The following is a 25692-nucleotide window of genomic DNA, read 5'->3' on the forward strand; positions in this document are numbered from 1 at the left end:
CTCGGCGCCCGCAACCTGGGCGCTCGGAACTATCAGGAAAGGCGGGCCTCGCCCGTATTGCTTATATGGATCGTATCAGGATTGTCGGCGGCAACGAGCTCAACGGTATCATTCCGATCTCCGGCGCCAAGAATGCCGCGCTGCCGCTGATGATCGCCTCGCTTCTGACCAGCGATACCCTGACGCTTGAAAACGTGCCGCATCTGGCCGATGTCGAGCTGCTGATGCGCATCCTCGGCAATCACGGTGTCGATGTCGCTGTCAACGGCCGGCGTGAGCGCCAGGAAGACGGCTATTCCCGTACGATCCATTTCACCTGCCGCACCATCGTCGATACGACCGCACCCTATGAGCTGGTCGCCAAGATGCGCGCGAGCTTCTGGGTCATCGGGCCGCTGCTCGCCCGCGAGGGCCAGGCGCGTGTGTCGCTGCCGGGCGGCTGCGCCATCGGCACGCGTCCGGTCGATCTCTTCATCGAAGGCCTGCAGGCGCTCGGCGCCACCATGGAAATCGACGGCGGCTATATCAACGCCACCGCGCCGAAGGGCGGCCTCATCGGCGCGCGTTATGACTTCCCGAAGGTTTCCGTCGGTGCGACGCATGTGCTGATGATGGCCGCCACGCTTGCCCGCGGCACCACGATCATCGGCAATGCCGCCCGCGAGCCTGAAATCGTCGATCTCGCCAACTGCCTGATCGTCATGGGCGCCAAGATTTCCGGCGCCGGCACCAGCACGATCACCATCGAGGGCGTCACCTCGCTCTCCGGCGCGCGTCACCGCGTGCTGCCCGACCGTATCGAAACCGGCACCTATGCGATGGCCGTCGCCATGGCCGGCGGCGACGTCACGCTCGAAAACACCGATGTCGCCCTGCTCGACACCGCGCTCGAAAGCCTGCGCCGCGCCGGCGCCACGGTTTCGCCGACCAATAACGGCATCCGCGTCATGCGCAATGGCGGCGGTATCCAGCCGGTCGACGTCGTCACCGATCCGTTCCCCGGCTTCCCGACAGACTTGCAGGCGCAGTTCATGGCGCTGATGACCCGCTCTTCGGGCATTTCGCATATCACCGAGACCATCTTCGAAAACCGCTTCATGCATGTGCAGGAACTCGCCCGCCTCGGCGCCAAGATTTCGCTTTCCGGTCAGACCGCCCGCGTCGAAGGCGTCGAGAAGCTGAAGGGCGCGCCTGTGATGGCGACCGACCTTCGGGCCTCCGTCTCGCTCGTGATTGCCGGCCTTGCCGCTGAAGGCGAGACGCTGGTGTCGCGCATCTATCACCTCGATCGCGGTTTCGAGCGGCTCGAAGACAAGCTAACGCGCTGCGGAGCGGTGGTCGAGCGCATCAGCGACTAAGATCGTCGCGCTCCCCCCGAGCAGCGCTCCGGTTTTTGCATCCCGCTGTCGCAAAAGCGCGACAGCATTTTGCGGGATCCAGCCTATTTCCATCCATCGGCGAGAAGAGAGCGGACAACCCCGCTTTCTTCGGTTGCGTCTTTTGCGCTCGCATTTTATGTCCAGAATGGAGAAACTTCGGCAATCGTGCTTGCCGGGCGGTCTAGAGCAATTCCAGGAAAAGTGCGTAGCGGTTTTCCGTCCGGAATTGCGTAAGTACAAAGGATAGAGCGTTTTCGCGATTCGAAGAAAAGCAGAAACGCTCTATTGGCGCGATTAGGGATAAAAGGACGAATGAGCGATCTCAAGCTAATGGCACTCGACACCGAGGACCTGGATGTCATCTCTGCCTATATGCAGGATAGCGTCTTCAAGGTCGGCGACATGTCCTTTGCGCCGAAGCAGGAGCAGTTTTCGCTCGCGGCCAACCGTTTCGCGTGGGAGCAGTCGGATCAGCGCAGCAAGCCTTACGAACGCCATCGTTCCGCGCTGGTGTTCAAGCGCGTCAAGGCAGTCCGCTCCAGCGGCATCGACCGGCGCAAGCATGATGAGGTGTTGTCGCTGCTTGCCATCCGCTTCGAGCAGAAGGGCGAGGGGCCTGACGGCACGATCGAGCTTGCCCTTGCTGCCAACGCCACGATTGCGCTTGATGTCGAATGCATCGAGGCCCAGCTTGCGGATATCGGCGGCGCATGGGAAACGGCCCATAAGCCTCGACATCCCGACGCGGGCAAATAGGCAGCGACGGTTGGATTTTTGCCGCCGCAGGCGGCCGCAGTGAAAGAGGAATATCAGTTTGGCTATCTGGCTGGATCAGGCGTCGGAAGGGTTCGAGCAGCAGTTCGCCGCATTCCTGACGACCAAGCGGGAAGTGTCCGAGGATGTGAATGCGGTGGTGCGCAGCATCATCGACGATGTGCGGGCGCGGGGCGATGCCGCCCTTGCTCACTATTCCAAGAAATTCGAGGGCATCGATTTCGCCGTGACACCGATGCGCGTCACCGAAGCCGAGATCGATGCGGCCGTTGCCGCCGTTCCGGCCGAGGTCCTGGGCGCGCTGAAGGTCGCCGCCACGCGCATCGAATCGCATCACCGCCGGCAAATGCCGAAGGACGATATCTATGAGGACGATCTCGGCGTCGGCTTGGGATCGCGCTGGACGGCGATCGAGGCCGTCGGCCTCTATGTGCCCGGCGGTACGGCTAGCTATCCGAGCTCGGTGCTGATGAATGCCGTGCCGGCCAAGGTCGCCGGTGTCGACCGCGTCGTCATTGCCGTGCCGACCAAGGATGGCGCCGTCAATCCGGCCGTGCTTGCCGCCGCCCGCATGGCCGGCGTCGAGGAAATCTACCGTATCGGCGGCGCGCAGGCGATCGCGGCCCTTGCCTACGGTACCGAGACGATCGAGCCGGTCTATAAGATCACCGGCCCGGGCAATGCCTATGTTGCCGCAGCCAAACGCCAGGTCTTCGGCACCGTCGGCATCGACATGATCGCCGGCCCTTCCGAAGTACTCGTCATTGCCGACAAGAACAACGATCCGGATTGGATCGCCGCCGACCTGCTGGCGCAAGCCGAGCATGACGAAAGTGCTCAATCGATCCTGATTACCGACGATGCCGAGTTCGGCAGAGCCGTGGAAGCGGCGGTCGAGCGGCAGCTGAAGCAGCTCAGCCGCTCGCAGACGGCGGCAGCGAGCTGGCGGGATTTCGGCGCGGTCATTCTGGTCTCCGATCTGAAGGAGGCCATTCCGCTTGCCAACCGGATCGCCGCCGAGCATCTGGAACTCGCGGTCGACGACCCCGAGCCGCTGCTTGCCGGCGTGCGCAATGCCGGCGCGATCTTCGTCGGCCGTCATACGCCGGAGGTGATCGGCGATTATGTTGGCGGCTCGAACCATGTGCTGCCGACGGCCCGCTCCGCGCGCTTTTCCTCGGGTCTTTCCGTGCTCGATTTCGTCAAGCGCACCTCGATCCTCCGGCTTGGGCCGGATCAGCTTCGTGTACTCGGGCCGGCGGCGATCGCGCTTGCCAATTCCGAGGGGCTGGATGCACATGCGCGATCGGTCGCGATCCGCCTCAATCTCGAGGGGTAAGGCATGGCCAAGGGCGTCTTCCGGCTGAGCGATGTGGTCCTCGACGACACGATCGGCCGTTCGACGCCCGATGTCGAGCACGAGCGCGCGGTCGCCATTTTCGACCTGATCGAGGAAAACAGCTTCACGCCCGTCGGGCATGAGGGCGGGCCCTATCTGCTCAATCTTTCGCTGGTCGACCAGAAGCTGGTGTTTGACATCCGCATGGAAGATGGCGGCGTTGTCGCCACCCATATTCTGTCGCTGACGCCGTTTCGCCGGATCGTGAAGGATTATTTCATGATCTGCGAGAGCTATTACGAGGCGATCCGCTCGGCCACGCCAAGCCGTATCGAAGCGATCGACATGGGCCGGCGCGGCATCCACAACGAAGGCTCGCAGACGCTGATGGACCGGCTGAACGGCAAGATCAGCGTGGATTTCGACACGGCGCGCCGGCTCTTCACGCTCGTCTGCGTGCTCTATTGGCGCGGGTGATTGCCATGGACGAGCCGCAGGCGATCGAGCACAATGGCAGGTCGTCCGGGGGCAAATCCCCCGGTGCCATCCTCTTCATGTGCGGTCTGAATACCATCCGTTCGCCGATGGCCGAAGCGATCGCTCGGCAGATGCTGCCGCAGGGCACCTATATCGCCTCGGCCGGCGTGCGTGCCGGCGAGCGCAATCCCTTCGTCGATGTCGTGCTTTCCGAGATGGGGCTTTCGCTCGGCCGGCGCCAGCCGCAGACCATGGAGGAGCTGGAGGACGATTTCTTCGATGTCATCATCACGCTCTCTCCCGAGGCGCATCACGCCGCGCTGGAACTGACGCGAGCCAATGCCGTCGACGTTATCTATTGGCCGACGATAGACCCCTCCGCCACGGACGGAACGCGCGAGCAGATTCTCGATGCCTATCGCGGCGTAAGGGACTATCTTCTCGGTCTCATCGAGAGCAGGCTTGTGGAACATCGTGGTTCGCTTTAGAGCCGCAAGTGAAACAAATGCAGAAACCCTTATCAACGTGGTTCACAAAACCGCGGCGATTGTGTAGTTTCCGCCCAAATTTCCGGCGACCCAGCCTTTTTGTCACGGGCGCCGACCTCAACCGACAGGAAAAGAAGCTTTAATGCCGAAAGAAGAAGTCCTCGAATTTCCCGGTGTCGTTACCGAACTCCTGCCGAACGCAACCTTTCGCGTGAAGCTGGAAAACGAGCATGAGATCATCGCCCACACCGCGGGCCGCATGCGCAAGAACCGCATCCGCGTTCTGGCCGGCGACAAGGTGCTGGTGGAAATGACCCCTTACGACCTGACCAAGGGCCGCATCACCTATCGTTTCAAATAGTGCGCCGCTCGCTGGAGCCGGATGCCCCGACATTTTTCGGCATCATGCTCCGGAGCCGGCTCTCATTCCCGCATGACAGGTCGAGATCTGATGGCGTTGAAACACAAGCTGATACTGGCCTCCGGATCGCCGCGTCGCGTCGAGCTCCTGCATCAGTCAGGCATCGAGCCCGCGCGCCTTATGCCCATGGACATCGACGAGACGCCGAAGAAGGCGGAGCATCCGCGCTCGCTGGCGCGGCGGCTTTCGGCGGAGAAGGGTGATGCAGCCTTTGCGGCTATCAAGAGCGATGCCGCCTGGCAGGGGAGCTATATCCTTTCGGCCGATACGGTCGTTGCCGTCGGACGGCGCATCCTGCCGAAGGCGGAGTTTGTCGACGAGGCGGCTGCAGCCCTGCATCTGCTCTCCGGCCGCGGCCATGTCGTCTACACCGGCATCTGCCTGATCACGCCGGACCGCAAGGCCCGCCAGAAGGTCGTCGAGACCAAGGTGCGTTTCAAGCGGCTCTCCGGCCGCGACATCGATATGTATCTCGCCTCCGGACAATGGCGGGGCAAGGCAGGGGCCTATGGCATACAGGGGCTTGCAGGCTCCTTCGTGCAAAAGCTCGTCGGTTCCTACACCAATGTCGTCGGATTGCCGCTTTATGAGACCATGCTGTTGCTCGCGGGCGAGGGATTCGACGTCCACGCCGGATGGCAGGAAGGATAAAGCTGATGACGAAGGCTGAAGAGATCAAGGTTGGCTCGAAGGTCGAGCCGCTGCGCAAGACGCGTCCCTGTCCGGAATGCGGCCGCCAGTCGGTGCGCGAGCACTATCCCTTCTGCTCGGATCGCTGCCGTTCCGTCGATCTTTCGCGCTGGCTCAACGGCTCCTATGCCATCCCAGTGACCGAAGACGAGACGAAGGCCGACGGCTCCGATCAGGACTGAATGAGGTTTTCCAAAGAGGTTCGATGTTGCGAACCTCCTCATTTTGTTCGCGAATTGGCAAAATTCGATTTCCTGTCAAAAAAGAGTCATTTGCGGCTGGACATGGCCGAACAAGATGCTATAACCCCGCTCGCTTCCGGGGTGAACCAACCGCCCAGCGCCTTTCACGGCTCTTCTCTCGACGCGAAGCACGGATGCCCAGATAGCTCAGTTGGTAGAGCAGCGGATTGAAAATCCGCGTGTCGCTGGTTCGATTCCGGCTCTGGGCACCACTACCAACTTTCGAAATTTTTCACTTCTGTCGGATGCCTGGTCGGTCCTGGCGACCTCCGAACGAGGGTGGAGTACGCTTCTGCGTCCATACGACTATCAAGTCGGAAGAATTATCAAACGATGCTCTCTTCGGGGTCAGGTCCTTCGGCGGTTCGATGGGCGCGGCGGAGGCCAGCTCCTCCGCGATCATCAGGATCATGGCTCGCAGCTCAAAACCGAATAGCCAACGGCGCTCGTCCGATGGAGGGAGAGTGTTTGTAAGCAGCTTTCAGCTTCGCTCGCTGAACGTTCGGCATGTCATGACAGAAATCGTTCAGCGCCAAAAGAAAGGCGACCTTGGTCAGTTGATCAGGGCGGACTATGCCGCCGCATTGAAACAAAACGATCAGCTTTGATGCAAAATCTTCCTTACTATAGTCATTGGGATCGAACCATGTCTGCTTTGCCACCTCATTAAACACTATTCGAACTTTGCCAAATCGTTCGGCATCAGAGTGCCATTGGAGAGGCGTTGCAAACGCTCCATGGTATCCCTTTCAACCAGCCTAGCGCTGGAAGCGCCTAAAAGAACTATTGAATGCTTCCGGATTCAGGGGGCGGCTAAAGTACAGTTTGAGGACGCGTTGGCCGATCGCGCTCGATCCGTAGGGCCTTAAGCATTGCAGCCTTCTCGATCCGGGCGGCAACGTCACCCGTTGTAATGGGACGGAAGACCGTGTCGGTTTTCTCTCTGATGGGGCATTGGAACCGCTTTGAACGTTTTGACATGATCACAACCAAAGATGAACTGACGGAAGGCTGAGGCTGAGAATAGCCGCCGCACCAGCGATTAAGACAGAGGTCTCTATCAGCATGCGCATCGAGCGTCGTACTGTGTTGGCAATAAGAACGTTTTGCATTTCGGCTCCTTGTTATAATTATTTTCTAGGATTTAGGCATACTATCACATTTTTTAGAAAATTTTCATAATATTTTTGATTGTTAATTTTAGCGGTAACTTACTGTTTTGGCTCTGTCATTGGGAGAGATTGAATAGCCCCGAGTTTCGCAGAGATCTCGTGTCAGATTTTCTGCTGCTTCTCGAACTCGACAGGCGATAGCATCCCGTTCCTGACGTGTTTGCGTTTCGGCTTGTGGAACATCTCGATGTAATCGAACACGTCCCGACGTGCTTCATTGCGTGATCGGTAGACCCTGCCTGCATCGGAACTGCGCGGCTGCGATATCGATACAATTGCGACATGACATGCTAGAATGTCTACGAATGGTAGAATGGTTCGATTCCGGCGCTGGGCACCATCTTTTCTCCCAAATCATGCGGACAATGAAGCGCGACGCTGGCTTCGACCAATTCTTCGTTCAGATCGCGTTTTCGGATGAGTGCCCGCCGTGCATGCTTGGTCATTGAAGTGAAGATTTTTGCGTGCGGTGTTTTGATCGCAACCATCTTATGGTTGTGTTTCATTAATTCGGTGCATGATCCCATCAAGATATTGATGACATTCGGAATCAAGCGTACGAATTATTGACAGATCACCTATTGATTCGAAGCGAGTCATACCGCACTTTAGATACGGCGGGATAAAGTGATCTCGTAAAAGCCGGCGTTAATTGCAATAGCAAGCTACCGAGGCGCCATGTTAAACAACGATGTTCTGTTCAACACGTTCGCCCGTACTTTTGAAGCACGGCGCGAAGTCGAGATGTCATTCTCAGAATACCTGGAAGCCTGCCGGGACGACCCGCTCATGTACGCAAATGCGGCAGAGCGGCTACTGGCAGCCATGGGCGAACCACTGCTGATCGATACGGCCAAGGATACAAGGCTTGGGCGTATTTTCATGAACCGGACCATCCGGACTTATCCAGCTTTTTCGGGCTTTTTCGGCATGGAAGAGACGATCGAACGCATCGTCGCCTTCTTCCGACATGCGGCCCAGGGGCTGGAGGAGCGCAAGCAGATCCTCTATCTGCTCGGGCCTGTCGGCGGCGGCAAGTCATCGCTTGCCGAGCGGCTGAAATCCTTGATGGAAGTTCATCCCATCTATGTGCTGAAGGCCGGAAACGAGCTGAGCCCGGTCTTCGAAAGCCCGCTCAGCCTGTTCGATCCCGTCACCATGGGGCCGATGATCGAGGAGCGCTACGGCATTCCGCGTCGGCGTCTGACCGGGCTTATGAGCCCCTGGTGCCTCAAGCGGCTGGAAGAGTTCGAAGGCGATATTTCCCGCTTCCGCGTCGTCAGGATACAGCCCTCAAGGCTGCGGCAAATTGCCGTCGCCAAGACGGAACCGGGCGACGAGAACAACCAGGACATTTCCTCGCTGGTCGGCAAGGTGGATATCCGCAAGCTCGAAAGTCTCGCGCAGAATGATCCGGATGCCTATAGCTACTCCGGCGCATTGAACCGTGCCAACCAGGGCATTCTCGAGTTCGTCGAAATGTTCAAGGCGCCCATCAAGATGCTGCACCCGTTGCTGACGGCGACGCAGGAAGGCAATTACATTGGTACGGAAAATATCGGTGCGATACCCTTCTCCGGCATTATCCTGGCGCACTCAAACGAGTCGGAATGGCAGACATTCAAGGCGAACAAGAACAATGAGGCATTCATCGACCGTATCTGCGTGGTGAAAGTGCCTTATTGCCTCAGGGTCACCGAAGAGCAGAAGATCTACGAGAAGCTGATCGAGGAATCCGAGCTCAGCGACGCGCCCTGCGCGCCGTCGACCCTGGAAACGCTCGCCCGCTTCACGGTTCTGACGCGGCTTTCCAAGCACGAGAATTCGACCGCGTTCTCCAAGCTTCGGGTCTATGACGGCGAGAGCCTCAAGGAGACCGATCCGAGAGCGCGCAGCGTGCAGGAATATCGCGATACGGCCGGTGTCGATGAAGGCATGGATGGGGCCTCTACCCGTTTTGCCTTCAAAGTGCTGGCGGCGACCTTCAACTACGATACGACAGAAGTCGGTGCCGATCCGGTGCATCTGATGTACATGCTGGAGCAGGCAATCCGCAGGGAACAGCTGCCGCTTGAAACCGAGAAGCTCTATATCGAGTTTATCAAGAGCGAACTCGGACCACGCTACGCGGAGTTCATCGGCAACGAGATCCAGAAGGCCTATCTGGAATCCTATTCGGATTACGGACAGAACCTCTTTGATCGCTACGTCGACTATGCCGACGCCTGGATCGAGGATGTGGACTTCAAGGATCCCGATACAGGCCAGCTTCTGGACCGCGAGCTTCTCAACCAGGAGCTCACCAAAATCGAGAAGCCGGCCGGCATCGCCAATCCGAAGGATTTCCGCAACGAGGTCGTCAAGTTCTGCCTGCGGGCGCGAGCGAGCCACGGCGGCAAGAACCCGTCCTGGACCAGCTACGAGAAGATCCGTGAGGTCATCGAAAAGCGGATGTTCTCCCAGGTCGAGGACCTTCTGCCCGTCATCTCGTTCGGTTCCAAGAAGGATGGCGAGACGGAGAAGAAACATGGCGAATTCGTCGAGCGGATGGTCGCGCGGGGTTACACCGAACGGCAGGTCCGGCGCCTTGTGGAATGGTACATGCGTGTGAAACAGGCGGGATGAGCCACCAAGGAAGAAGGAATGCACATTGTTGACAGACGCCTGAACCCAGGCGGAAAAAGTCTGGAAAATCGTCAACGATTTTTGCGAAGAGCAAAAGCGCTGGTGCAGAGAGCGGTCTATGAATCCTCTCAAAATCGCGACATTCAGGACATTCTGAAGGGTGGCGAAGTCAGCATTCCCCTGGATGGAACCGAGGAACCTCGGTTCCATCGTGGCCCAGAGGGCCTGAAGGAACATATTCTTCCCGGTAATAAGGACTTCATCGAAGGTGATGTTCTGCCGCGGCCAGAAGGTGGCGGCGGCAAGGGTCGCGCCGGTGGTGACGGCTCCGGGGAGGATGCCTTCCGCTTCATCCTGACGCGGGATGAGTTCCTCGATCTCTTCCTCGATGATCTCGAATTGCCCGATCTTGCCAAGCGGCGGTTGATGTCGGCGGATCAGATCAACCCGGTGCGCTCAGGCTATTCGGTGACGGGATCTCCCGCCAATCTCGCCATCAACCGTACGATGCGGCTTGCGATGATGCGCCGTGTCGCGCTGCATCGCCCGAAGCCGGAAACGGTCGAAAAGCTCATCGAGGAGGCCGAGGAGTGCACGGACGAGAAGCGCCGCGCACAGCTCGAAGAAGAGATCAAGAGGCTGGAATCGAAGGTCCGGCGCATTCCCTATATCGACCCGATCGACATCCGCTATCGTCGTTTCGAGAACGAGCCGAAACCGGTGGCACAGGCCGTCATGTTCTGTCTGATGGACGTCTCCGGTTCGATGACCGAGCATATGAAGGATCTCGCCAAGCGTTTCTACATGCTCCTCTATATTTTCCTGACCCGGCAGTATCGCCGTGTGGAGATCGTCTTCATCCGCCACACTGACGTCGCCGAGGAGGTGGACGAGGAGACCTTCTTCCGCAGCCCTGCAACCGGCGGCACCCAGGTTTCGAGCGCGCTCGAGGCGATGCGGCGGATCGTGCGTGACCGCTTCCCGGCGTCCGACTGGAACATCTACGCCGCCCAGGCGTCGGACGGCGACAACGCCTATTCAGACAATGCGACGACGGCAGCGCTGATGACGAGCGAGATCCTGCCCGTCTGCCAATATTTCGCCTATCTCGAAGTGGGGGAATCGCGCAGCGTCGCAATCTCGTCCGGCTCGGCGATCTGGTCGCTCTACGAACGGCTGCAGGCGGGATGGCCGGTGCTTTCCATGCGGCGTGTCAGCGATCGCAGCCAGATCTATCCGGTCTTCCACGATCTCTTCCAGCGCCGGACGGCGGAAACAAGGAGCGGATGATGGCAAAGAAGGCATCGATGGAGCGGCTTTTCGAAGGCGCGGACTGGGATTTCGCCACCATCCAGCGAATTCACGATGCCTGCGAGAAGATCGCCGTTGGCGAGCTTGGTCTCGATGTCTACCCCAATCAGATCGAGATCATCACTGCCGAGCAGATGCTCGACGTCTATTCCTCGATCGGCATGCCGCTATTCTACAAGCATTGGTCCTTCGGCAAGCATTTCGCCCATCACGAAGCTTTCTATCGCAAGGGCCTGCGCGGCCTCGCCTATGAGATCGTCATCAACAGCTCGCCCTGTATCTCCTACCTGATGGAGGAGAATACGGCGACGATGCAGGCGCTCGTCATCGCGCATGCCGCCTTCGGCCATAATCATTTCTTCAAGAACAATTATCTTTTCAAGCTCTGGACCGATGCCGAAGGCATTCTCGATTATCTCAACTTCGCCAAGAGCTATATCGCGCGCTGCGAGGAGCGCTACGGTCACGCCGCGGTCGAGCGCACGCTGGATGCCGCGCATGCGCTGATGTCGCATGGCGTGCATCGCTATGCGGGCAAGAAGACGCCGGACCTGCGCGACGAGGAGAAGCGCGAGCGCGAGCGGCGCGAATATGACGAGAAGATCTTCAACGATCTCTGGCGCACGGTTCCGGCCGGGTCGGGCAAGAAGACACAGGATCTCGATCTGGAGCGCCGGCGTGCGCTGGCCGGTCTGCCGCAGGAGAACATTCTCTATTTCCTGGAAAAGATGGCGCCGCGGCTGAAACCCTGGCAACGCGAGATCATCCGCATCGTGCGGCATGTCGCGCAATATTTCTATCCGCAGAGCCAGACCAAGGTGATGAACGAGGGCACGGCGACCTATGTGCACTATCGCATCATGACGCGGCTGCACGAGCTTGGCGGCATCGGCGACGGCGATTTTCTGGAATTTCTGAAATCGCATACCAATGTGGTTTTCCAGCCGACCTTCAACGATCCCCGTTATTCCGGCCTCAACCCGTACGCGATCGGTTTTGCCATGATGCAGGATATCGAGCGCATCGTGACGAAGCCGGAGGAAGAGGATCGCCAATGGTTCCCGGAAATCGCCGGCACAGGCGATGCCATGGCGGTGCTGCGCGATCTCTGGGCCAATTATCGCGACGAGAGTTTCATTGCACAGTTCCTCAGCCCGCACCTGATGCGCAAGATGCGCATGTTCCAGCTGACGGACGATCCGGAGGAGGAAGAGGGGCTGAGGGTTGCAGCCATTCATGATGAGCGTGGCTACCGGCGTATCCGCCGCGAGCTGTCACGGCAATATGATGTCGGCTGGATCGATCCGCATATCGAGATCGTCGATGTCGATCTTGCCGGCGATAGGCGGCTGCTGGTCAAGCATACGGTGCTGAACGGCGCGATGCTCGACGACATGGATGCCAAGCGCGTGCTGCAGCATCTGGCCGATCTCTGGAGCTATGACGTGCTGATGCAAGAGGTCGATCGCTCGGGCGCGGTGCTGCGCGATCATCTTGTGCATCCACGGTCTTCGGCGCTTGCGGCGTAAACACCTCTATCCCCGTTTTATGTCTTCGGCAGCCGGTGGTGGCCGCTCACCTGCATGCCATCCTCAGGCTGCAACTTCAGAAAGCCGGGTATGCCGAGCAGCGGGATGACCGCCATCAGCAAAAATGCAATGTGGAATTTCTCCGGCGTCAGCGGCGATCCATCCAAGGTCACCAGCCCCAGTAGCATGGCGGCGACGGAGACGCCGAAGCTGACGCTCAATTGCTGCAGCACGCCGCCCAAGCTGGTGGCGCGGCTGAGCTGTGCCGCCGGGGTATCGGAATAGGACAGCGTATTGGACGTCATGAACTGACCGGCCCGCGCCAGCCCGAAGATGAAAACATAGACGATGATGAACCAGTGCGGCGTGTCGGGCGTGATCAATGCGAAGCCCGCGACGACGGCGGCACCGAATACGGCGCTCCAGGTGAGCATGCGATCGAAGCCATAGAGCTTCAGCAGTTTTGCCGAGACCGGCCGCACGACAAGCGCGCTCAGGGCGCTGACGAAAGTCAGCGTGCCCGAGACGATCGGGCTCAAGCCGAAGCCGACCTGCAGCATCAGCGGTAGCAGGAAGGGCACGCCATTCAGCCCGACACGACAGATGCCGCCGGCAAGGGTGCCGATGCGGAAGGTGCGCAGCTTGAAGAGGGTAAGATCCACGGCTGGCGACGCCGCCGTTTTTGCGTAGCGGATGAAACCGACGAGCAGCAGGCCTGCTGCAGCAAGCGTGAGGACAATAGCCCAGCCGGGGATCGTCGGCCGGCCGATATTTTCGATGCCGTATTGTAGCAGCACGCAGCCGAGGCCGACCATGACGAAGCCGGGAAAATCGAATTTGATCGTAGCGTCGCGTTCGGTATCCTCGACATAGCGCAGCGCCATGGCCATGCCGATCATCCCGAAGGGCAGGTTTACCCAGAAAATCCAGCGCCAGGACAGATAGGTCGTCAGAAAGCCACCGAGCACCGGCCCGATCACTGGTCCGATGACGGCGGGCAGGGTCATGTAGGTCATGGCAGTCACGAGCTGGCTGCGCGGGAAACTGCGGATGAGGATGAGGCGCCCGACCGGCGTCATCATCGCGCCGCCGAAGCCCTGCAGCGCGCGCGTAGCGATGAGCATCGGCAGGCTGGTCGCCAGCCCGCAGAGGATCGAGCCGATCGTGAAGATGAAGAGGGAAAGCGTGAAGATGCGCCGGGCGCCGAAGCGATCCGCAAACCAGCCGCTCACCGGAATGAACATGGCGAGCGTCAGAATATAGGTCGTGACAGCCAGATTCATGCGAAGCGGCGTCGTATCGAGGCTCTTGGCGATATCGGGAACGGCGGTAATGAGAATGGTCGAATCCAGCTGCTCCATCAGGAAGGCGACGGCGACCACGGCGGGGATGATGTAGCGCAGGCGGGGATTGCGTTCGACCGCAAAAGTCTGACCCTGCGGATTGGGATCTATCGAATCCATGGAATGTAACGGCTTTCCAACGCCCGGCTGGGGACCGGCGCGTTTGACGATTTGCATGGATCCCTTCGGAAACCGCCTCGTGCTCTCGGGAAACATGGTGCTGGCGGCCGGTGATCCGCCGGCCATCGGAATCGTCGCCTATATGAGCACTACCGATGGCGCAGCGCAACAAAAACCGACGCGCATGAATATTTGACACCGTTTGTAAAATCGGGCGCTTCGCGGTGTGGACAGCGGATTCATTTCTTTCCGTCCCACCTTCGCGCCTCAGACATTGTCATCGACCCTCGGTGAAGGCGACGCTTGCAAATCAAAATCTAAACTTCGGACAGCCACGTACCAGAAAGCATAGCCCGCGATACCGCCGCTTATAGTAAGCACAAGGACATCAAACCTATTGGAGCCGCTTTGAAAGCCCCATGAATGAGCTGTCCAGTATCCAGCAATAGCTCCAGCTATCGGATAATAATAGGAGGGTCGCCCGAGCAATTCGCCGACGCAGATCGCCACTAGAGCGGCCTTCCACGTGATCAGGAGAGCCATCGGTACCATAGCGAAGCTAAGGCTGACCAATGCCAGCGGCACAGATACTCCCTCAGCGATTGAGTTAAAATCAGAGGCGAATGAAATCAAAGAATACGAAACGATAGCGAAATATTCAGCAACCAGCAGAGCGAAGATATTCATGAAAATCATCTTCTTGATGTTTGATTTGGCTGCTTTTGGCTCCATCTCTATCTCCGTTTCATCACATGATGGCGCGTAGCCCCCTGAGTGCTTGCTCATTGGTTGTATTCGTAACATACACCATGAAAGAGCGGCAAATACGTGCGTGCGCCGAGATCTAATTGGTCGACGGGGGAGAGGGCAATGTCCAGCGTGCCTTGTCGAAGACGATCGCGGTTCGGAGCTGCTCCGGCGAGGTTCTGCGCAACTCCAGCTGCAGATTGAAATTGTTGTTGCTCTGGAATTCCTTGAAGAAGGCAAGCTTGGCGCCGAAGGCTTGCAGCGTCACGTCCTGCAGCTTGCCGATTGTCTCGAGCGCGGCCTGAAAGTCCAACCAATGGGTCTCGTTCAGCAATAGGACGACAGTATCGACAAAGGTGCCGGCAACGGCCTTTCCGTCGTCATTGTCCGGCATGATGACCTTGATGCGGATGGCATCGATTTCACCTGATGGTTTGCCCCTGGCGATGATGAAGAAGGAAGCCGCCTTGGGATCGCCATAGGCGCCCTTCTGAACGGCATAGCTGCACTCCGAAGTGCCGGCGCCCAGCTCGCTTTGCCGCCATTCGCCTACGGATAGGCCGAATTTCTGGAGATCAGCGCAAAGCGTCTGGCCCGATATCCGCCAGCTTCGCACGAAGGCACTCAGCAGCGCGTCGATAGGCTCGTCCAGCAGATGGGATCTTTTCTTGACGAATGGCTTGGCAGTGACGGTCGCTGGCTTGACGCGGACGCTGCTTGATGCCGGGGCTGATGTCTTTGGCGCCGCTGCCGGAGGCGTGGCTGCATGAGATGGCTGCGGTTCCTGCGCGGGCGCCGTCGGCACTGCTGCGTGTTGTTCCGGTTTCGGAAACAGATTGAGATGATAACGATCATCCAGCGCCCGCAGATTGCGCATATCGTTAGCCAGGAGCGCGGTTGCGAGAATGATCGAACCGATGACAACGGCGGCAATCCAAAAGACAGCTCTGCTTTTCTTGCGAGGTGGCGCCACCGACATGGTTCAGATCACAGCTACTCCCGAGGAAACTTACCTTGCTGCAATAACTGTATGTTGAGCAGCCATGTTCATGGCTACAGCATATGCGTTTATGAACGATTGATCATTCTAATGTTTCTTTGTCAATTCATGATGTTGCTCAAAGCAGATCACGATCTTGGGCAATCGGTTTTTCCGGCTTTTTGCGTGTCTTGTCGCAAAGCTGCTGCCCGCTCCTGTGCAATCTGTTCTAGACGAAATATGCCTTGAGTGCCTTGATGGTGGCGGCATCCGTGCGGCGGGCCGATGGCGCCGAGAAGCCAAGGGTGACGGCTCGCTCATCCATCTCGGAGACGGGTGCCGAGCAAGAGGCATGGATCTCGCTGATCTGCAGGCGCGGCCATAACTGGCCGACCGTCGCAAGCGTCACGCCGGAGCCAGGCATGACGGAGATGCGACCAGCGGCGGCTGCAATCGCCTGTTCGAGCACGGCGAGCCCTTCCGCCGCGGTCTTTGCGCCGCCGGATGTCAGGATGCGTTCGAAGCCGAGGGAGATCGCGACATCGACGGCTTCCTCGACGTCGGGCACCAGATCGAAGGCGCGGTGCAGCGTCTTGCCGAGGCCTTCCGCATAGGTGGTGAGAGCCGAGAGCGTGTCAACATCAAGTCGCCCATCGGGCAGGGAGGCACCGAGCACGACGCCCGCCAGACCGAGGGTCCGCGTCGCATCGATGTCGCGCTTCATAATGTCAAGTTCATCCGCCGAATAGACGAAGCCGCCGGCGCGCGGACGGATAATGGCGTATGCCGGGACGGGCATCCTCGCCGCTGCGGCCATCAGCCCGGCACTCGGCGTCAGCCCACCAAGGGGAAGCGCGCTGCAAAGCTCAATACGATCGCCGCCGCCCTCGACGGCGGCCTTGAGGCCGGCAATATCTTCGACGCAGACCTCAAGCAGCATGGATAGGCTCTCCGGCATATCGCAGGCCCAGCAGGGCGGCACCGATGAGGCCCGGTTCCAGCTTGCACTCGCTCGGCACGACGAGAGGCCGGCCGAACTTGCGCAGGATGCGGGCACGCACAGCCTCGTCGAGCCGCACCAGGAGCGGTTCGACGTTGGAAAGGCCGCCGCCGACGGGCACGATGGTCGCGCCGGTTATGTTGATGGTCAGCGCCAGCGGCGAGGCGACCAGATCGACCATCACGTCGATCGTGCGTTCCGCGCGGCTTTCGCCCTTCAGCCAGTCGCCGATGATCTCTTCGCTGGAAAGTTCCAGTCCGTGAAGCGTCTTGTGCAGGCGTTCGATACCGCGGGCGCCACCGACCGTGTCGACGCAGCCCTTTTGGCCGCAGCCGCAGGGATAGGCGGGAATGGCAACCGGCGGATTGCCGGCAAGGGAGGCGATGATCGGGCCGTGGCCCCATTCCCCGGCAAAGCCGCCGGCTGCATTGACCAGCCGGCCATCAGCGACAAGGCCACCACCGACCCCGGTGCCAAGAATGGCGCCGAACACGATGCGATGGCCGCGGCCTGCGCCCGACATGGCTTCGGCCATGGCGAAGCAATCGGCATCGTTGGCAATCAGCACGGGATAGCCGAGTTCCGCTTCCAGATCGGCGGCAAGGTGTCGGCCGTGAATGCAGGGAATATTGGCGCAGGTGAGTGCCTGCGTATCGGGGTCGACCACACCGGCGATGGAGAAGGAGAGGCAATCCGGCTTGCCTTGCGCCTCCGCTATCACCTCGCGCAGGGCGCCAACGAATTCGGCGAAATCGTGCCTGGGCGTCGGGCGCCGCGCCAGCGGCACGATATCCGTCATGGAGCGGGCAATGCCGCCTTTGATGGCGCTGCCGCCGATGTCGAAGGAAACGATCATGAATGCCGACCTGCTGGAAACATGGCGCACTTGCTCGCACCCTTTGCCGGTCTTTGCAAGATCAATCCGGTGCGGGCCAATCCTTCCCGGGCGGGCAGTCGTCAATCCGTTGTCGGAAGCGGCAAGGTGATTCTTGCTTCGAAGCCATCGGTCCTGCCGGCCGCCGGCGAGAGCAGATCGAGATGACCGCCGATCTGGCCAACGATGCGCTCGACGATCGACAATCCCAGGCCTGAGCCCGCCGCTTTCGTCTTGCCGCGCCAGAAACGCTTCTTTAGGCCCGCAAGCTCATTGGCGGACAGCACGGCGCCGCCATTGACGACCCGGACGGTGCGGTCGTCGACGCTGACCGTCACTTCCTCATCGGCCGGGCCGTGGATCAAAGCGTTTTCGATCAGATTGCGTATCACGATCGCAAAGGCGTCGATATCGACATTGCGGAGCAATTTTCCCGAAGTCTCGTTTTCCAACAGGACGCGGCCCGCCGTGCCGGTATCGCGGTCGTAATCGCCGATGACGGTTTCGATGACGGCCGTAAGATCGGCCGGTTTGTCGCCGGTGCCGATACCGGCCTGAGCACGAGAAAGCTGCAGCAGCTTTTCCGCCAACCGGCTGAGATTGGAGAGAGATGTTTCGATGCGGCCGGCGCGTTCCGCCAGTTGCCCTTGCGGCAATTCGGCGATCAGCCGCTGCGTCTGGGCAAGCGCTCCCGCAATCGGAGTGCGCAGCTCATGGGCGCTGTTGGCGGTGAATTCCCGCTCCGCTTCAAGGGCGAGCCGCAGGCGTTCGAGCAGCAGGTTGACGGAACGGGCGATCGGCTGCAGTTCGAGCGGCAGCGTTTCGCTCTCGAGGGGCGCCATGTTGCCGCCGTCCTTGGTGGCGATCTCGGAGCGCAAGCGGTCGATCGGCCGCAGCGATCGGCCAACGATGATGCCGATGGCAATGATGCTCGCCGGAATGAGCGCCAGCAGCGGCCAGAGCAGCGCGACGCCGCTCTCGCGCAATGCCTCGCGGCGATTCTTGAAGGCATCGGCGACATGCAGGAAGATCGTCCCATCAGCCGAGGATTCGGTATAGATCCGGTATCGTGATGTATTGTGGAAGCCGATTGCCAGCGGCACCTCATAGGCGGTTGGAGGGGCATCGTGGGAATGCAGGATGACCTTGCCGTTCCCATCGAGCACTTGGTAGGTCAGATATTCGCGGTTCAGCCCCTTGTTGAGCGCTTCCAGGCTCTGGGGATCGCCGGAATGGTCGCGGTTGGCGAGATCGTCGAGCACCAGCGGCAGTAGACGCTCGGCGGTTTCCTGCAATGCGCCGTCGAAGGTTTCCGAGAGTTCCTTGTTGACGACATAAACGCCAATGCCGACCGCGATCAGCCAGAAGATGACGACCGTGCCGGTCAGCGCAGTGATCAGACGCCGGGTGATGCTGGCGCGGCTCGCGGTTTTGGCCTCACTCATCGTTCGCCCAGGCAATAGCCGACACCGCGGGCCGTCTTTATGCGATCCTTGCCGATCTTCTTGCGCAGGCGGCTGACATAGACTTCCACCGTGTTGCTCTCGATCTCGGAGCCGAAGGCATAGAGCGCTTCCTCTATCTTGTCCTTGGAGACGATGGCGCCCGGCCGCGTGATCAATAGGTCGAGCACGGCCCATTCCCGGCCGGTCAGGATGATATCCTTGCCTGCCAGCTTGACGCGGCGCTGCGGTTGATCGATTTCCAGGTCGTCGAAGCGCAGGGTCGGCTGCGGGCTGCCCGCATACCGTCGGGCAACCGCCAGGATGCGGGCCGTGAGTTCGCCGAGATTGAACGGCTTGACGAGATAATCGTCGGCACCGCTGTTCAGGCCCTCTATCCGGTCGGAAATCTGGTCGCGTGCCGTCAGGATGATGACGGGGGTTTCATCCGGCCTGCGGCGCAGCCGCTTCAAGAAATCGATGCCGCTGCCGTCCGGAAGTTGCAGATCCAGCAGGACGAGGCCGTATTGCACGGCGCTGGTGACCTCTTCCGCATCGGCTAGGTTCTTGACCCAATCCACGGCGTGAGGCCCTGCCGCGATATGGTCGCGAACCGCACCGCCGATCGTGTCGTCGTCCTCCACCACAAGAATGCGCACCTGCACCTCTCAACCGTTGAACGTACTTCAGTTAATGCCGACGGACCTATCGGGTCAATAACGGCTGAAATAAGCCATGGCTGGATGCACAGTTCATGGCTCGCTAACACAGCGAAAACGTTCCCGGTACCTATGGACAGACAGAAACGCGATGGTTACTTGTGCGGAGAATGAGGCGGCACGGGTGCCGCCGGAGGCTATTGGAGGATCTCGGTCATGCTGAAGGGAATTTCCCCGCTGTTGAATGCGGATGTGCTCTACGCACTCAAATCCATGGGGCATGGCGATATGCTCGCTGTCGTCGACACGAATTTCCCCGCCGAATCGGTCGCAAGCCAGACCGTTCTGGGCGAACTGCTGCGTATCGACAACGTGTCGTCTGCCGAAGCGGTTGCGGCGATCCTGTCGCTGATGCCGCTCGATACCTTCATCGATGATGCGGCGGCACGCATGGAAGTGGTTGGTGCGCCGGATGAGGTGCCGCAGGTGCAGCGTGAAGTTCAGGCTGTGATCGACAAGGCCGAGGGCAAGCATTGGCCGCTGACGCCGGTCGAGCGTTTTGCCTTCTATGAGCGTGCCAAGGATGCCTTTTGCGTCATTCAGACCGGCGAGCGCCGTTTCTACGGTTGTTTTACCTTGACCAAGGGCGTCATCCCGCCGGAAGCTGAGTGATCAGGCACGCTTGATCCGGATGGCGGCAAGGGCGCTGTTTCGATAAAGGAAGGCGATGGCGAGAAAGCTGGATTCCCAGGGACGGCTTGATGATGCGGCGCGAGCCGGTTGGCTCTATTATGTTGCCGGCCGCACGCAGGACGAAATCGCCGTCGCGATGGGAGTATCCAGGCAGTCGGCCCAGCGGCTGGTGTCGCTTGCCGTCGCCGAGCGGCTGATCAAGGTCCGGCTGGACCATCCGATCGCCGCGTGTCTGGAATATGCGGCAGAGCTCAAGAAGAAATTCAATCTACGGCATGTCGATATTGTGCCGAGCGATTCAGACAGCACATCCTCCACCATTGGCATTGCCGAAGCGGGTGCTGCCGAAATCGAGCGCTGGCTGCGGCGGCCCGACCCGATCGTGCTGGCGATCGGCACGGGGCGCACGCTGAAGGCTGCGGTCGATCAGCTGCCGGCGATCGAATGTCTGCAGCACCGGGTTGTGTCGCTGACGGGCAATATCGGCCCCGACGGTTCGGCCGCCTATTACAACGTCATCTTCAGCATGGCCGATGTCGTCAAGGCGCGGCATTTTCCGATGCCGCTGCCGGTGCTGGTGTCTTCCGCCGAGGAGCGCGAACTATTGCATGCGCAGGCGCTGGTGCGCTCGACGCTCGATATCAGCGCGCAGGCCGACGTGACCTTCGTCGGCATCGGCGAGATGGGTGTCGAGGCGCCGCTCTGCCTCGACGGTTTCCTTGAAAGAGATGAGATGCTTGCCCTGATGGACCGGGGCGCTGCCGGCGAGATCTGCGGATGGGTTTTCGATGGCAATGGCAAGCTCATGCCCGATGATGTCAACGAGCGTGTCGCCAGTGCGCCCTTGCCGTCGCGCGATACCTGCAGCGTCATCGGAATCGCCAAGGGCCGACGCAAATTCGAGGCAATCAAGGCGGCCGTCGTCGGTCAGCAGATCAATGGTTTGATCACCGACGAGGCAGTTGCCGAATTTTTGCTCAAGGCGTGAGCAAAAAATTTAACTCATAAAAACAAAAGGATAGGCTGCTTGCTCGGCAATGCAGCAACGAATCTGCATTGACATTTTGTCGCAAGAAGTGAGTAATTGCCCACGAGCAAAGCGAATGCTCATTTTAATCTTCTGGGAGGAAGATATGAAATTGAAAACTTTACTGCTGAGCGCCTGCTCGGCCTTGATGTTCGCCGGCCTGGCATCTGCCGAAACCCTCACGATTGCGACGGTCAATAACGGCGACATGGTCCGTATGCAGAAGCTTACGGACGATTTCAAAGCCAAGAACCCCGGCATCGACCTTCAATGGGTCACGCTCGAAGAAAACGTATTGCGCCAGAAGGTTACGACCGACATCGCTACCAAGGCCGGCCAGTACGACGTGCTGACCATCGGCACCTACGAAGTGCCGATCTGGAGCAAGCTCGGCTGGCTTGCCTCGCTCGACAAGCTTTCCGCCGACAAGGACTATGCGGTGGATGACCTTCTCCCGGCCATTCGCAGCGGTCTGACAACCGACGGCAAGCTCTATGCAGCACCGTTCTACGGCGAAAGCTCGATGGTGATGTACCGCAAGGACCTGTTCGAAAAGGCCGGTCTTAAGATGCCGGACGCACCGACCTGGGACTTCGTTGCCGATGCGGCCCGTAAGATCACCGACAAGGACCATGAAGTCTACGGCATCTGCCTTCGCGGCAAGGCTGGCTGGGGCGAGAACATGGCGTTCTTGACGGCGATGTCGAATTCGTTCGGCGCTCGCTGGTTCGATGAGAAGTGGAAGGCACAGTTCGACCAGCCGGAATGGAAGGACACGCTCGACTTCTACGTCAAGCTGATGAAGGATGCCGGCCCTCCGGGTGCTTCTTCCAACGGCTTCAATGAGAACCTGGCCCTGTTCCAGTCCGGCAAGTGCGGCATGTGGATCGACGCCACCGTTGCTGCTTCCTTCGTTTCCGATCCGAAGGAATCGAAGGTCGCCGACAAGGTCGGCTTCGCTCTGGCTCCGGATAAGGGCCTCGGCAAGCGCGGCAACTGGCTCTGGGCATGGAACCTCGCCATCCCGGCTTCGTCGAAGAAGGCTGAAATCGCAGAAAAGTTCATCTCCTGGGCAACCAGCAAGGAATACACCAACCTTGTCGCTCAGAAAGAAGGCTGGCTGAATGCACCTCCCGGCACCCGTACGTCGCTCTATGCGAGTGCGGACTACCAGAAGGCAGCGCCTTTCGCCAAGATGACGCTCGACTCGATCAACTCGGCTGATCCGACACATCCGACCGTCAAGCCTGTGCCCTATGTTGGCGTCCAGTTCGTCGCCATCCCTGAATTCCAGGGTATCGGCACTGCTGTCGGTCAGCAGTTCTCGGCCGCTCTCGCCGGCCAGATCTCGGTCGATCAGGCTCTGAAGGCTGCCCAGCAACTGACGGAACGCGAAATGAAGAAGGCCGGCTATCCGAAGTAAGGGCCTTCGAAGCTAAGGAAAGCAGCGGCCCCCTCTCGAGCACTGCTTTCCTCTAGGCCGCCGAGCGCCGAACTGCCCTTGGCGGCCCTTTTGTTTCAGCCGGTCCGCGGCCACCCCCTCCTTTAAAGATAGGTCGGTACTTGCCATGGCAACGTTGCACACCCGTTCCACCGCACGCGTCATGATGGCGCCTTCGGTTCTGCTCCTCTTTGCTTGGATGATCGTCCCGCTCGTGATGACGATCTATTTCTCGACGCTGAACTACAATCTGCTGAATCCCGGCACGCACGATTTCCTCGGGTTTCTCAACTACGAATACTTCATCACCGATCCGGCCTTCCTCAGCTCGCTGATCGTGACGTTGCTGCTTGTCGGCGGTGCGTTGCTGATCACGGTCGTCGGCGGCATTGCGCTGGCACTCCTTCTTGATCAGCCGATCTTCGGCCAGGGCATCGTGCGCATGTTGGTGCTTGCGCCCTTCTTCGTGATGCCGACGGTCGCAGCCCTCATCTGGAAGCATATGTTCATGAACCCGGTGAACGGGCTCCTGGCACATCTCTTCCGGTTCTTCGGGCTTGATCCGCTGACCTGGCTGGAGACGGTTCCGCTGCTGTCGATCATCATCATCATCGCCTGGCAGTGGCTGCCTTTCGCGACACTTATCCTGCTGACTGCCCTGCAGTCGCTGGATGAGGAGCAGAAGGAAGCTGCCGAGATGGATGGCGCCGGACCGGTTTCGAAGTTCATCCATATCATCCTGCCGCATCTGGCGCGGGCCATCACCGTCGTCATCCTGATCGAGACGATCTTCATGCTGTCGGCCTTCGCCGAGATCCTCGTCACCACCAACGGCGGTCCGGGCACGGCGACGACGAACCTCACTTATCTCGTCTATTCGCAGATCGTTCTGTCGCAGGACGTCGGCGGCGCATCGGCGGGCGGCATCATCGCCGTCATCCTCGCCAATATCGTCGCGATCTTCCTGATGCGCGCAGTCGGCAAGAATCTGGAGGCTTGAGATGGCACGCAAAGTCACCACGCAACGCAAGATCGTTGTATCGATCGCCGCCTGGATCGTGGCAATCCTTATCTTCTTCCCGATCCTGTGGACGATCCTGACGAGCTTCAAGACGGAAGGCGATGCGATTGCCTCGCCGCCGCAGTTCCTCTTCTTCCACTGGACGCTGGAGAACTATTTCGAGGTGCAGTCGCGCTCGGACTACTTCCTCCACTTCGGCAACTCGGTCATCATCGCCTTTGGTTCGACCTTTCTCGGCCTGCTCGTCGCAGTACCCGCCGCCTGGGCCATGGCATTCTCGCCGACCAAGCGGACCAAGGACGTCCTGATGTGGATGCTGTCGACGAAAATGATGCCGCCGGTCGGCGCCTTCATCCCGATCTACCTGTTGTTCCAGAGCTTCGGTCTCCTGAACAACCAGTTCGCCAGCCGGGTGGGCATGGTCGTCGTGCTGATGCTCATCAACCTGCCGATCATCGTCTGGATGCTCTACACCTACTTCAAGGAAATTCCTGGCGAAATCCTCGAAGCGGCCCGCATGGACGGTGCGACGCTGGCAAAAGAGATCATCTATGTCCTGACGCCGATGGCGATTCCCGGCCTTGCCTCGACGATGCTGCTCAACATCATCCTCGCCTGGAACGAGGCCTTCTGGACGCTCAACCTCTCCGCGGTCGATGCGGCGCCGCTGAGCACCTTCATCGCCTCCTATTCCAGTCCCGAGGGCCTGTTCTATGCCAAGCTTTCGGCGGCATCGACCATGGCGATCGCTCCGATCCTGATCCTTGGCTGGTTCAGCCAGAAGCAACTCGTTCGCGGCCTGACCTTCGGCGCGGTTAAGTAAGGAAGAGAAACATGGGTAGTATTGTTCTCAAACAAGTCTCCAAGGTCTTCGGCGAAGCCAAGGTCATTCCTTCCATCGACCTCGAGATCGACAACGGCGAGTTCGTGGTATTCGTCGGCCCGTCGGGCTGTGGCAAGTCGACGCTGCTGCGTCTGATCGCCGGCCTCGAAGACGTCTCCGGCGGTCAGATCATGATCGACGGTAAGGACGGCACCAATCTGAAGCCGTCCGATCGCGGCCTTGCCATGGTGTTCCAGTCCTACGCGCTTTATCCGCATATGAGCGTGCGCAAGAACATCGCCTTTCCGCTGAAGATGGCGAACATGCCGCAGGCGGAAATCGACAAGAAGGTTGCGGATGCCGCGCGGGTCCTCAACCTGACTGACTATCTGGAGCGCAAGCCGCGCCAGCTTTCCGGCGGTCAGCGCCAGCGTGTCGCCATCGGCCGCGCCATCGTGCGCCAGCCGGCCGCCTTCCTATTCGACGAGCCCTTGTCGAACCTCGATGCAGCGCTGCGCGTCAACATGCGCCTTGAGATCAGCGAGCTGCATCAGCAGCTGAAGACGACGATGGTCTATGTGACGCACGACCAGGTCGAGGCCATGACCATGGCCGACAAGATCGTCGTGCTCAACCGCGGCAATATCGAACAGGTCGGCTCGCCGCTGGAGCTCTACCGCAGCCCGCGCAACCTCTTCGTCGCCGGCTTCATCGGCTCGCCGAAGATGAATTTCGTCAAGGGCGCCTATGCCCAGAGCCTCGGCGGCGACACGATCGGCGTCAGGCCGGAACATACCCTGCTGTCGACTACCGCAGGCGACTGGCAGGGCAAGGTGCTCGTGGCCGAACATCTCGGTTCCGACACTTTCCTGCACATCGACGTTGACGGGATCGGCACGGTGACTGCGCGCGGCTCGGGCGATTTCCCGGCCCGGGCCGGCGATACCGTCTACCTGACACCGGACAAGGCGCATATTCACCGGTTCAACGCCGAAGGGCTTGCGATTTCAGCCTAAAAGCCAAGGCCGTGTGCGCTGGAGCGGGCACGGCCGACGCATCTGTTCCGGTTCGCATCA

Annotated in this window: 26 protein-coding genes, 1 tRNA gene and 1 pseudogene; 19 read left to right on the forward strand and 9 right to left on the reverse strand. The window is 59.7% G+C overall.

Features of this window, described 5'->3' with window-relative positions:
• The first annotated feature begins 65 nt into the window (after positions 1 to 65).
• The 9 genes from murA to FHT85_RS21860 all read left to right on the forward strand — a co-directional run bounded on the left by murA (position 66) and on the right by FHT85_RS21860 (position 6022).
• The gene (gene murA, locus FHT85_RS21820; protein WP_112410080.1) at positions 66 to 1358 is read left to right on the forward strand and encodes a UDP-N-acetylglucosamine 1-carboxyvinyltransferase; all 1293 of its coding nucleotides are present in this window, start codon (positions 66 to 68) and stop codon (positions 1356 to 1358) included.
• A gap of 333 nt (positions 1359 to 1691) precedes the next feature.
• Complete coding sequence (locus tag FHT85_RS21825) at positions 1692 to 2135, forward strand: DUF2948 family protein (RefSeq protein ID WP_112410079.1); 444 nt, start codon at positions 1692 to 1694, stop codon at positions 2133 to 2135.
• Between the two features lie 58 nt (positions 2136 to 2193).
• Positions 2194 to 3492: a histidinol dehydrogenase gene (gene hisD, locus FHT85_RS21830; protein ID WP_112410078.1), complete on the forward strand. Its 1299-nt coding sequence runs from the start codon at positions 2194 to 2196 to the stop codon at positions 3490 to 3492.
• A gap of 3 nt (positions 3493 to 3495) precedes the next feature.
• On the forward strand, positions 3496 to 3969 hold the full coding sequence (locus FHT85_RS21835; RefSeq protein WP_106998999.1) for a UPF0262 family protein: 474 nt from the start codon (positions 3496 to 3498) through the stop codon (positions 3967 to 3969).
• Between the two features lie 5 nt (positions 3970 to 3974).
• The gene (locus tag FHT85_RS21840) at positions 3975 to 4457 is read left to right on the forward strand and encodes a low molecular weight phosphatase family protein (protein ID WP_015341223.1); all 483 of its coding nucleotides are present in this window, start codon (positions 3975 to 3977) and stop codon (positions 4455 to 4457) included.
• Between the two features lie 142 nt (positions 4458 to 4599).
• A complete protein-coding gene (gene infA, locus FHT85_RS21845) occupies positions 4600 to 4818 on the forward strand; it encodes a translation initiation factor IF-1 (protein ID WP_004117876.1) in 219 nt (72 codons plus the stop codon).
• Between the two features lie 90 nt (positions 4819 to 4908).
• On the forward strand, positions 4909 to 5529 hold the full coding sequence (locus FHT85_RS21850) for a Maf-like protein (RefSeq protein ID WP_112410077.1): 621 nt from the start codon (positions 4909 to 4911) through the stop codon (positions 5527 to 5529).
• A 5-nt stretch (positions 5530 to 5534) separates the two neighbouring features.
• Entirely contained in the window at positions 5535 to 5750 is a 216-nt protein-coding gene (gene yacG / locus FHT85_RS21855; RefSeq protein ID WP_112410076.1) for a DNA gyrase inhibitor YacG, read from the forward strand.
• Positions 5751 to 5946: 196 nt separating this feature from the next.
• Positions 5947 to 6022, forward strand: a tRNA-Phe gene (locus tag FHT85_RS21860).
• A gap of 210 nt (positions 6023 to 6232) precedes the next feature.
• Here the strand turns inward: FHT85_RS21860 and FHT85_RS21865 are convergent.
• Both FHT85_RS21865 and FHT85_RS21870 read right to left on the reverse strand, forming a co-directional pair.
• Entirely contained in the window at positions 6233 to 6472 is a 240-nt protein-coding gene (locus FHT85_RS21865) for a hypothetical protein (protein ID WP_183774317.1), read from the reverse strand.
• A gap of 612 nt (positions 6473 to 7084) precedes the next feature.
• Positions 7085 to 7219: pseudogene (locus FHT85_RS21870) on the reverse strand (IS3 family transposase); the annotation flags it as partial.
• A 441-nt stretch (positions 7220 to 7660) separates the two neighbouring features.
• On the opposite strand from FHT85_RS21870, the gene FHT85_RS21875 reads away from it, so the two are divergent.
• The 3 genes from FHT85_RS21875 to FHT85_RS21885 are packed head-to-tail and all read left to right on the forward strand — an operon-like array spanning position 7661 to position 12447.
• Positions 7661 to 9607: a PrkA family serine protein kinase gene (locus tag FHT85_RS21875; protein WP_112335236.1), complete on the forward strand. Its 1947-nt coding sequence runs from the start codon at positions 7661 to 7663 to the stop codon at positions 9605 to 9607.
• An 18-nt stretch (positions 9608 to 9625) separates the two neighbouring features.
• The gene (locus tag FHT85_RS21880) at positions 9626 to 10897 is read left to right on the forward strand and encodes a YeaH/YhbH family protein (protein ID WP_112335235.1); all 1272 of its coding nucleotides are present in this window, start codon (positions 9626 to 9628) and stop codon (positions 10895 to 10897) included.
• A complete protein-coding gene (locus FHT85_RS21885; protein WP_112410133.1) occupies positions 10897 to 12447 on the forward strand; it encodes a SpoVR family protein in 1551 nt (516 codons plus the stop codon). Before FHT85_RS21880 ends, FHT85_RS21885 begins: the two co-directional genes overlap by 1 nt.
• A 17-nt stretch (positions 12448 to 12464) precedes the next feature.
• Here the strand turns inward: FHT85_RS21885 and FHT85_RS21890 are convergent, their stop codons facing one another.
• The gene (locus FHT85_RS21890; protein WP_112410074.1) at positions 12465 to 13910 is read right to left on the reverse strand and encodes a DHA2 family efflux MFS transporter permease subunit; all 1446 of its coding nucleotides are present in this window, start codon (positions 13908 to 13910) and stop codon (positions 12465 to 12467) included.
• A 55-nt stretch (positions 13911 to 13965) separates the two neighbouring features.
• Between FHT85_RS21890 and FHT85_RS21895 the strand changes: the two genes are divergently transcribed.
• Positions 13966 to 14106 (forward strand): hypothetical protein, encoded by a 141-nt coding sequence (locus FHT85_RS21895; protein WP_183774319.1) that lies wholly within the window; start codon positions 13966 to 13968, stop codon positions 14104 to 14106.
• 71 nt (positions 14107 to 14177) lie between these two features.
• On the opposite strand, the gene FHT85_RS21900 is transcribed toward FHT85_RS21895, so the two are convergent.
• The 6 genes from FHT85_RS21900 to FHT85_RS21925 all read right to left on the reverse strand — a co-directional run bounded on the left by FHT85_RS21900 (position 14178) and on the right by FHT85_RS21925 (position 19611).
• A complete protein-coding gene (locus FHT85_RS21900; protein ID WP_112410072.1) occupies positions 14178 to 14642 on the reverse strand; it encodes a hypothetical protein in 465 nt (154 codons plus the stop codon).
• Positions 14643 to 14754: 112 nt separating this feature from the next.
• On the reverse strand, positions 14755 to 15636 hold the full coding sequence (locus FHT85_RS21905; RefSeq protein ID WP_112410071.1) for a DUF6030 family protein: 882 nt from the start codon (positions 15634 to 15636) through the stop codon (positions 14755 to 14757).
• Positions 15637 to 15865: 229 nt separating this feature from the next.
• A complete protein-coding gene (locus FHT85_RS21910; protein ID WP_112410070.1) occupies positions 15866 to 16576 on the reverse strand; it encodes a copper homeostasis protein CutC in 711 nt (236 codons plus the stop codon).
• The gene (locus FHT85_RS21915) at positions 16566 to 17492 is read right to left on the reverse strand and encodes an ROK family protein (protein WP_112410069.1); all 927 of its coding nucleotides are present in this window, start codon (positions 17490 to 17492) and stop codon (positions 16566 to 16568) included. Before FHT85_RS21915 ends, FHT85_RS21910 begins: the two co-directional genes overlap by 11 nt.
• Before the next feature lie 101 nt (positions 17493 to 17593).
• On the reverse strand, positions 17594 to 18955 hold the full coding sequence (locus tag FHT85_RS21920) for an ATP-binding protein (RefSeq protein WP_112335228.1): 1362 nt from the start codon (positions 18953 to 18955) through the stop codon (positions 17594 to 17596).
• Entirely contained in the window at positions 18952 to 19611 is a 660-nt protein-coding gene (locus tag FHT85_RS21925; RefSeq protein ID WP_112410067.1) for a response regulator transcription factor, read from the reverse strand. Before FHT85_RS21925 ends, FHT85_RS21920 begins: the two co-directional genes overlap by 4 nt.
• 216 nt (positions 19612 to 19827) lie before the next feature.
• Between FHT85_RS21925 and FHT85_RS21930 the strand changes: the two genes are divergently transcribed.
• From FHT85_RS21930 to FHT85_RS21955, 6 genes are all read left to right on the forward strand, one after another.
• Positions 19828 to 20283 carry an RbsD/FucU family protein gene (locus tag FHT85_RS21930; RefSeq protein WP_015341211.1) on the forward strand — a complete coding sequence of 152 codons (456 nt, stop codon included), beginning with the start codon at positions 19828 to 19830 and terminating at the stop codon, positions 20281 to 20283.
• A 55-nt stretch (positions 20284 to 20338) separates the two neighbouring features.
• Entirely contained in the window at positions 20339 to 21292 is a 954-nt protein-coding gene (locus FHT85_RS21935; RefSeq protein ID WP_015341210.1) for a sugar-binding transcriptional regulator, read from the forward strand.
• Positions 21293 to 21437: 145 nt separating this feature from the next.
• The gene (locus FHT85_RS21940) at positions 21438 to 22754 is read left to right on the forward strand and encodes an ABC transporter substrate-binding protein (protein WP_112335307.1); all 1317 of its coding nucleotides are present in this window, start codon (positions 21438 to 21440) and stop codon (positions 22752 to 22754) included.
• Positions 22755 to 22899: 145 nt separating this feature from the next.
• Positions 22900 to 23772, forward strand: a complete 873-nt coding sequence (locus FHT85_RS21945) for a carbohydrate ABC transporter permease (protein WP_015341208.1) — start codon at positions 22900 to 22902, stop codon at positions 23770 to 23772.
• Position 23773: 1 nt separating this feature from the next.
• Positions 23774 to 24616, forward strand: coding sequence for a carbohydrate ABC transporter permease (locus FHT85_RS21950; protein ID WP_112410066.1), 843 nt, complete (start codon positions 23774 to 23776; stop codon positions 24614 to 24616).
• A gap of 11 nt (positions 24617 to 24627) precedes the next feature.
• Positions 24628 to 25632 carry an ABC transporter ATP-binding protein gene (locus FHT85_RS21955; RefSeq protein ID WP_112410065.1) on the forward strand — a complete coding sequence of 335 codons (1005 nt, stop codon included), beginning with the start codon at positions 24628 to 24630 and terminating at the stop codon, positions 25630 to 25632.
• Positions 25633 to 25692: the final 60 nt, after the last annotated feature.

The organism is Rhizobium sp. BK312 (assembly GCF_014193605.1).
Classification (GTDB): domain Bacteria; phylum Pseudomonadota; class Alphaproteobacteria; order Rhizobiales; family Rhizobiaceae; genus Rhizobium.

Excerpts from the sequence above, each read along its gene's own strand:
- murA (WP_112410080.1), top strand. The coding sequence starts at position 66 with ATGGATCGTATCAGGATTGTCGGCGGCAACGAGCTCAACGGTATCATT.
- FHT85_RS21825 (WP_112410079.1), top strand. The coding sequence starts at position 1,692 with ATGAGCGATCTCAAGCTAATGGCACTCGACACCGAGGACCTGGATGTC.
- FHT85_RS21835 (WP_106998999.1), top strand. The coding sequence starts at position 3,496 with ATGGCCAAGGGCGTCTTCCGGCTGAGCGATGTGGTCCTCGACGACACG.
- FHT85_RS21840 (WP_015341223.1), top strand. The coding sequence starts at position 3,975 with ATGGACGAGCCGCAGGCGATCGAGCACAATGGCAGGTCGTCCGGGGGC.
- infA (WP_004117876.1), top strand. The coding sequence starts at position 4,600 with ATGCCGAAAGAAGAAGTCCTCGAATTTCCCGGTGTCGTTACCGAACTC.
- FHT85_RS21850 (WP_112410077.1), top strand. The coding sequence starts at position 4,909 with ATGGCGTTGAAACACAAGCTGATACTGGCCTCCGGATCGCCGCGTCGC.
- yacG (WP_112410076.1), top strand. The coding sequence starts at position 5,535 with ATGACGAAGGCTGAAGAGATCAAGGTTGGCTCGAAGGTCGAGCCGCTG.
- FHT85_RS21875 (WP_112335236.1), top strand. The coding sequence starts at position 7,661 with ATGTTAAACAACGATGTTCTGTTCAACACGTTCGCCCGTACTTTTGAA.
- FHT85_RS21880 (WP_112335235.1), top strand. The coding sequence starts at position 9,626 with ATGCACATTGTTGACAGACGCCTGAACCCAGGCGGAAAAAGTCTGGAA.
- FHT85_RS21885 (WP_112410133.1), top strand. The coding sequence starts at position 10,897 with ATGGCAAAGAAGGCATCGATGGAGCGGCTTTTCGAAGGCGCGGACTGG.
- FHT85_RS21890 (WP_112410074.1), bottom strand. The coding sequence starts at position 13,910 with ATGGATTCGATAGATCCCAATCCGCAGGGTCAGACTTTTGCGGTCGAA.
- FHT85_RS21895 (WP_183774319.1), top strand. The coding sequence starts at position 13,966 with ATGGATCCCTTCGGAAACCGCCTCGTGCTCTCGGGAAACATGGTGCTG.
- FHT85_RS21900 (WP_112410072.1), bottom strand. The coding sequence starts at position 14,642 with ATGGAGCCAAAAGCAGCCAAATCAAACATCAAGAAGATGATTTTCATG.
- FHT85_RS21905 (WP_112410071.1), bottom strand. The coding sequence starts at position 15,636 with ATGTCGGTGGCGCCACCTCGCAAGAAAAGCAGAGCTGTCTTTTGGATT.
- FHT85_RS21910 (WP_112410070.1), bottom strand. The coding sequence starts at position 16,576 with ATGCTGCTTGAGGTCTGCGTCGAAGATATTGCCGGCCTCAAGGCCGCC.
- FHT85_RS21915 (WP_112410069.1), bottom strand. The coding sequence starts at position 17,492 with ATGATCGTTTCCTTCGACATCGGCGGCAGCGCCATCAAAGGCGGCATT.
- FHT85_RS21920 (WP_112335228.1), bottom strand. The coding sequence starts at position 18,955 with ATGAGTGAGGCCAAAACCGCGAGCCGCGCCAGCATCACCCGGCGTCTG.
- FHT85_RS21930 (WP_015341211.1), top strand. The coding sequence starts at position 19,828 with ATGCTGAAGGGAATTTCCCCGCTGTTGAATGCGGATGTGCTCTACGCA.
- FHT85_RS21935 (WP_015341210.1), top strand. The coding sequence starts at position 20,339 with ATGGCGAGAAAGCTGGATTCCCAGGGACGGCTTGATGATGCGGCGCGA.
- FHT85_RS21940 (WP_112335307.1), top strand. The coding sequence starts at position 21,438 with ATGAAATTGAAAACTTTACTGCTGAGCGCCTGCTCGGCCTTGATGTTC.
- FHT85_RS21945 (WP_015341208.1), top strand. The coding sequence starts at position 22,900 with ATGGCAACGTTGCACACCCGTTCCACCGCACGCGTCATGATGGCGCCT.
- FHT85_RS21950 (WP_112410066.1), top strand. The coding sequence starts at position 23,774 with ATGGCACGCAAAGTCACCACGCAACGCAAGATCGTTGTATCGATCGCC.
- FHT85_RS21955 (WP_112410065.1), top strand. The coding sequence starts at position 24,628 with ATGGGTAGTATTGTTCTCAAACAAGTCTCCAAGGTCTTCGGCGAAGCC.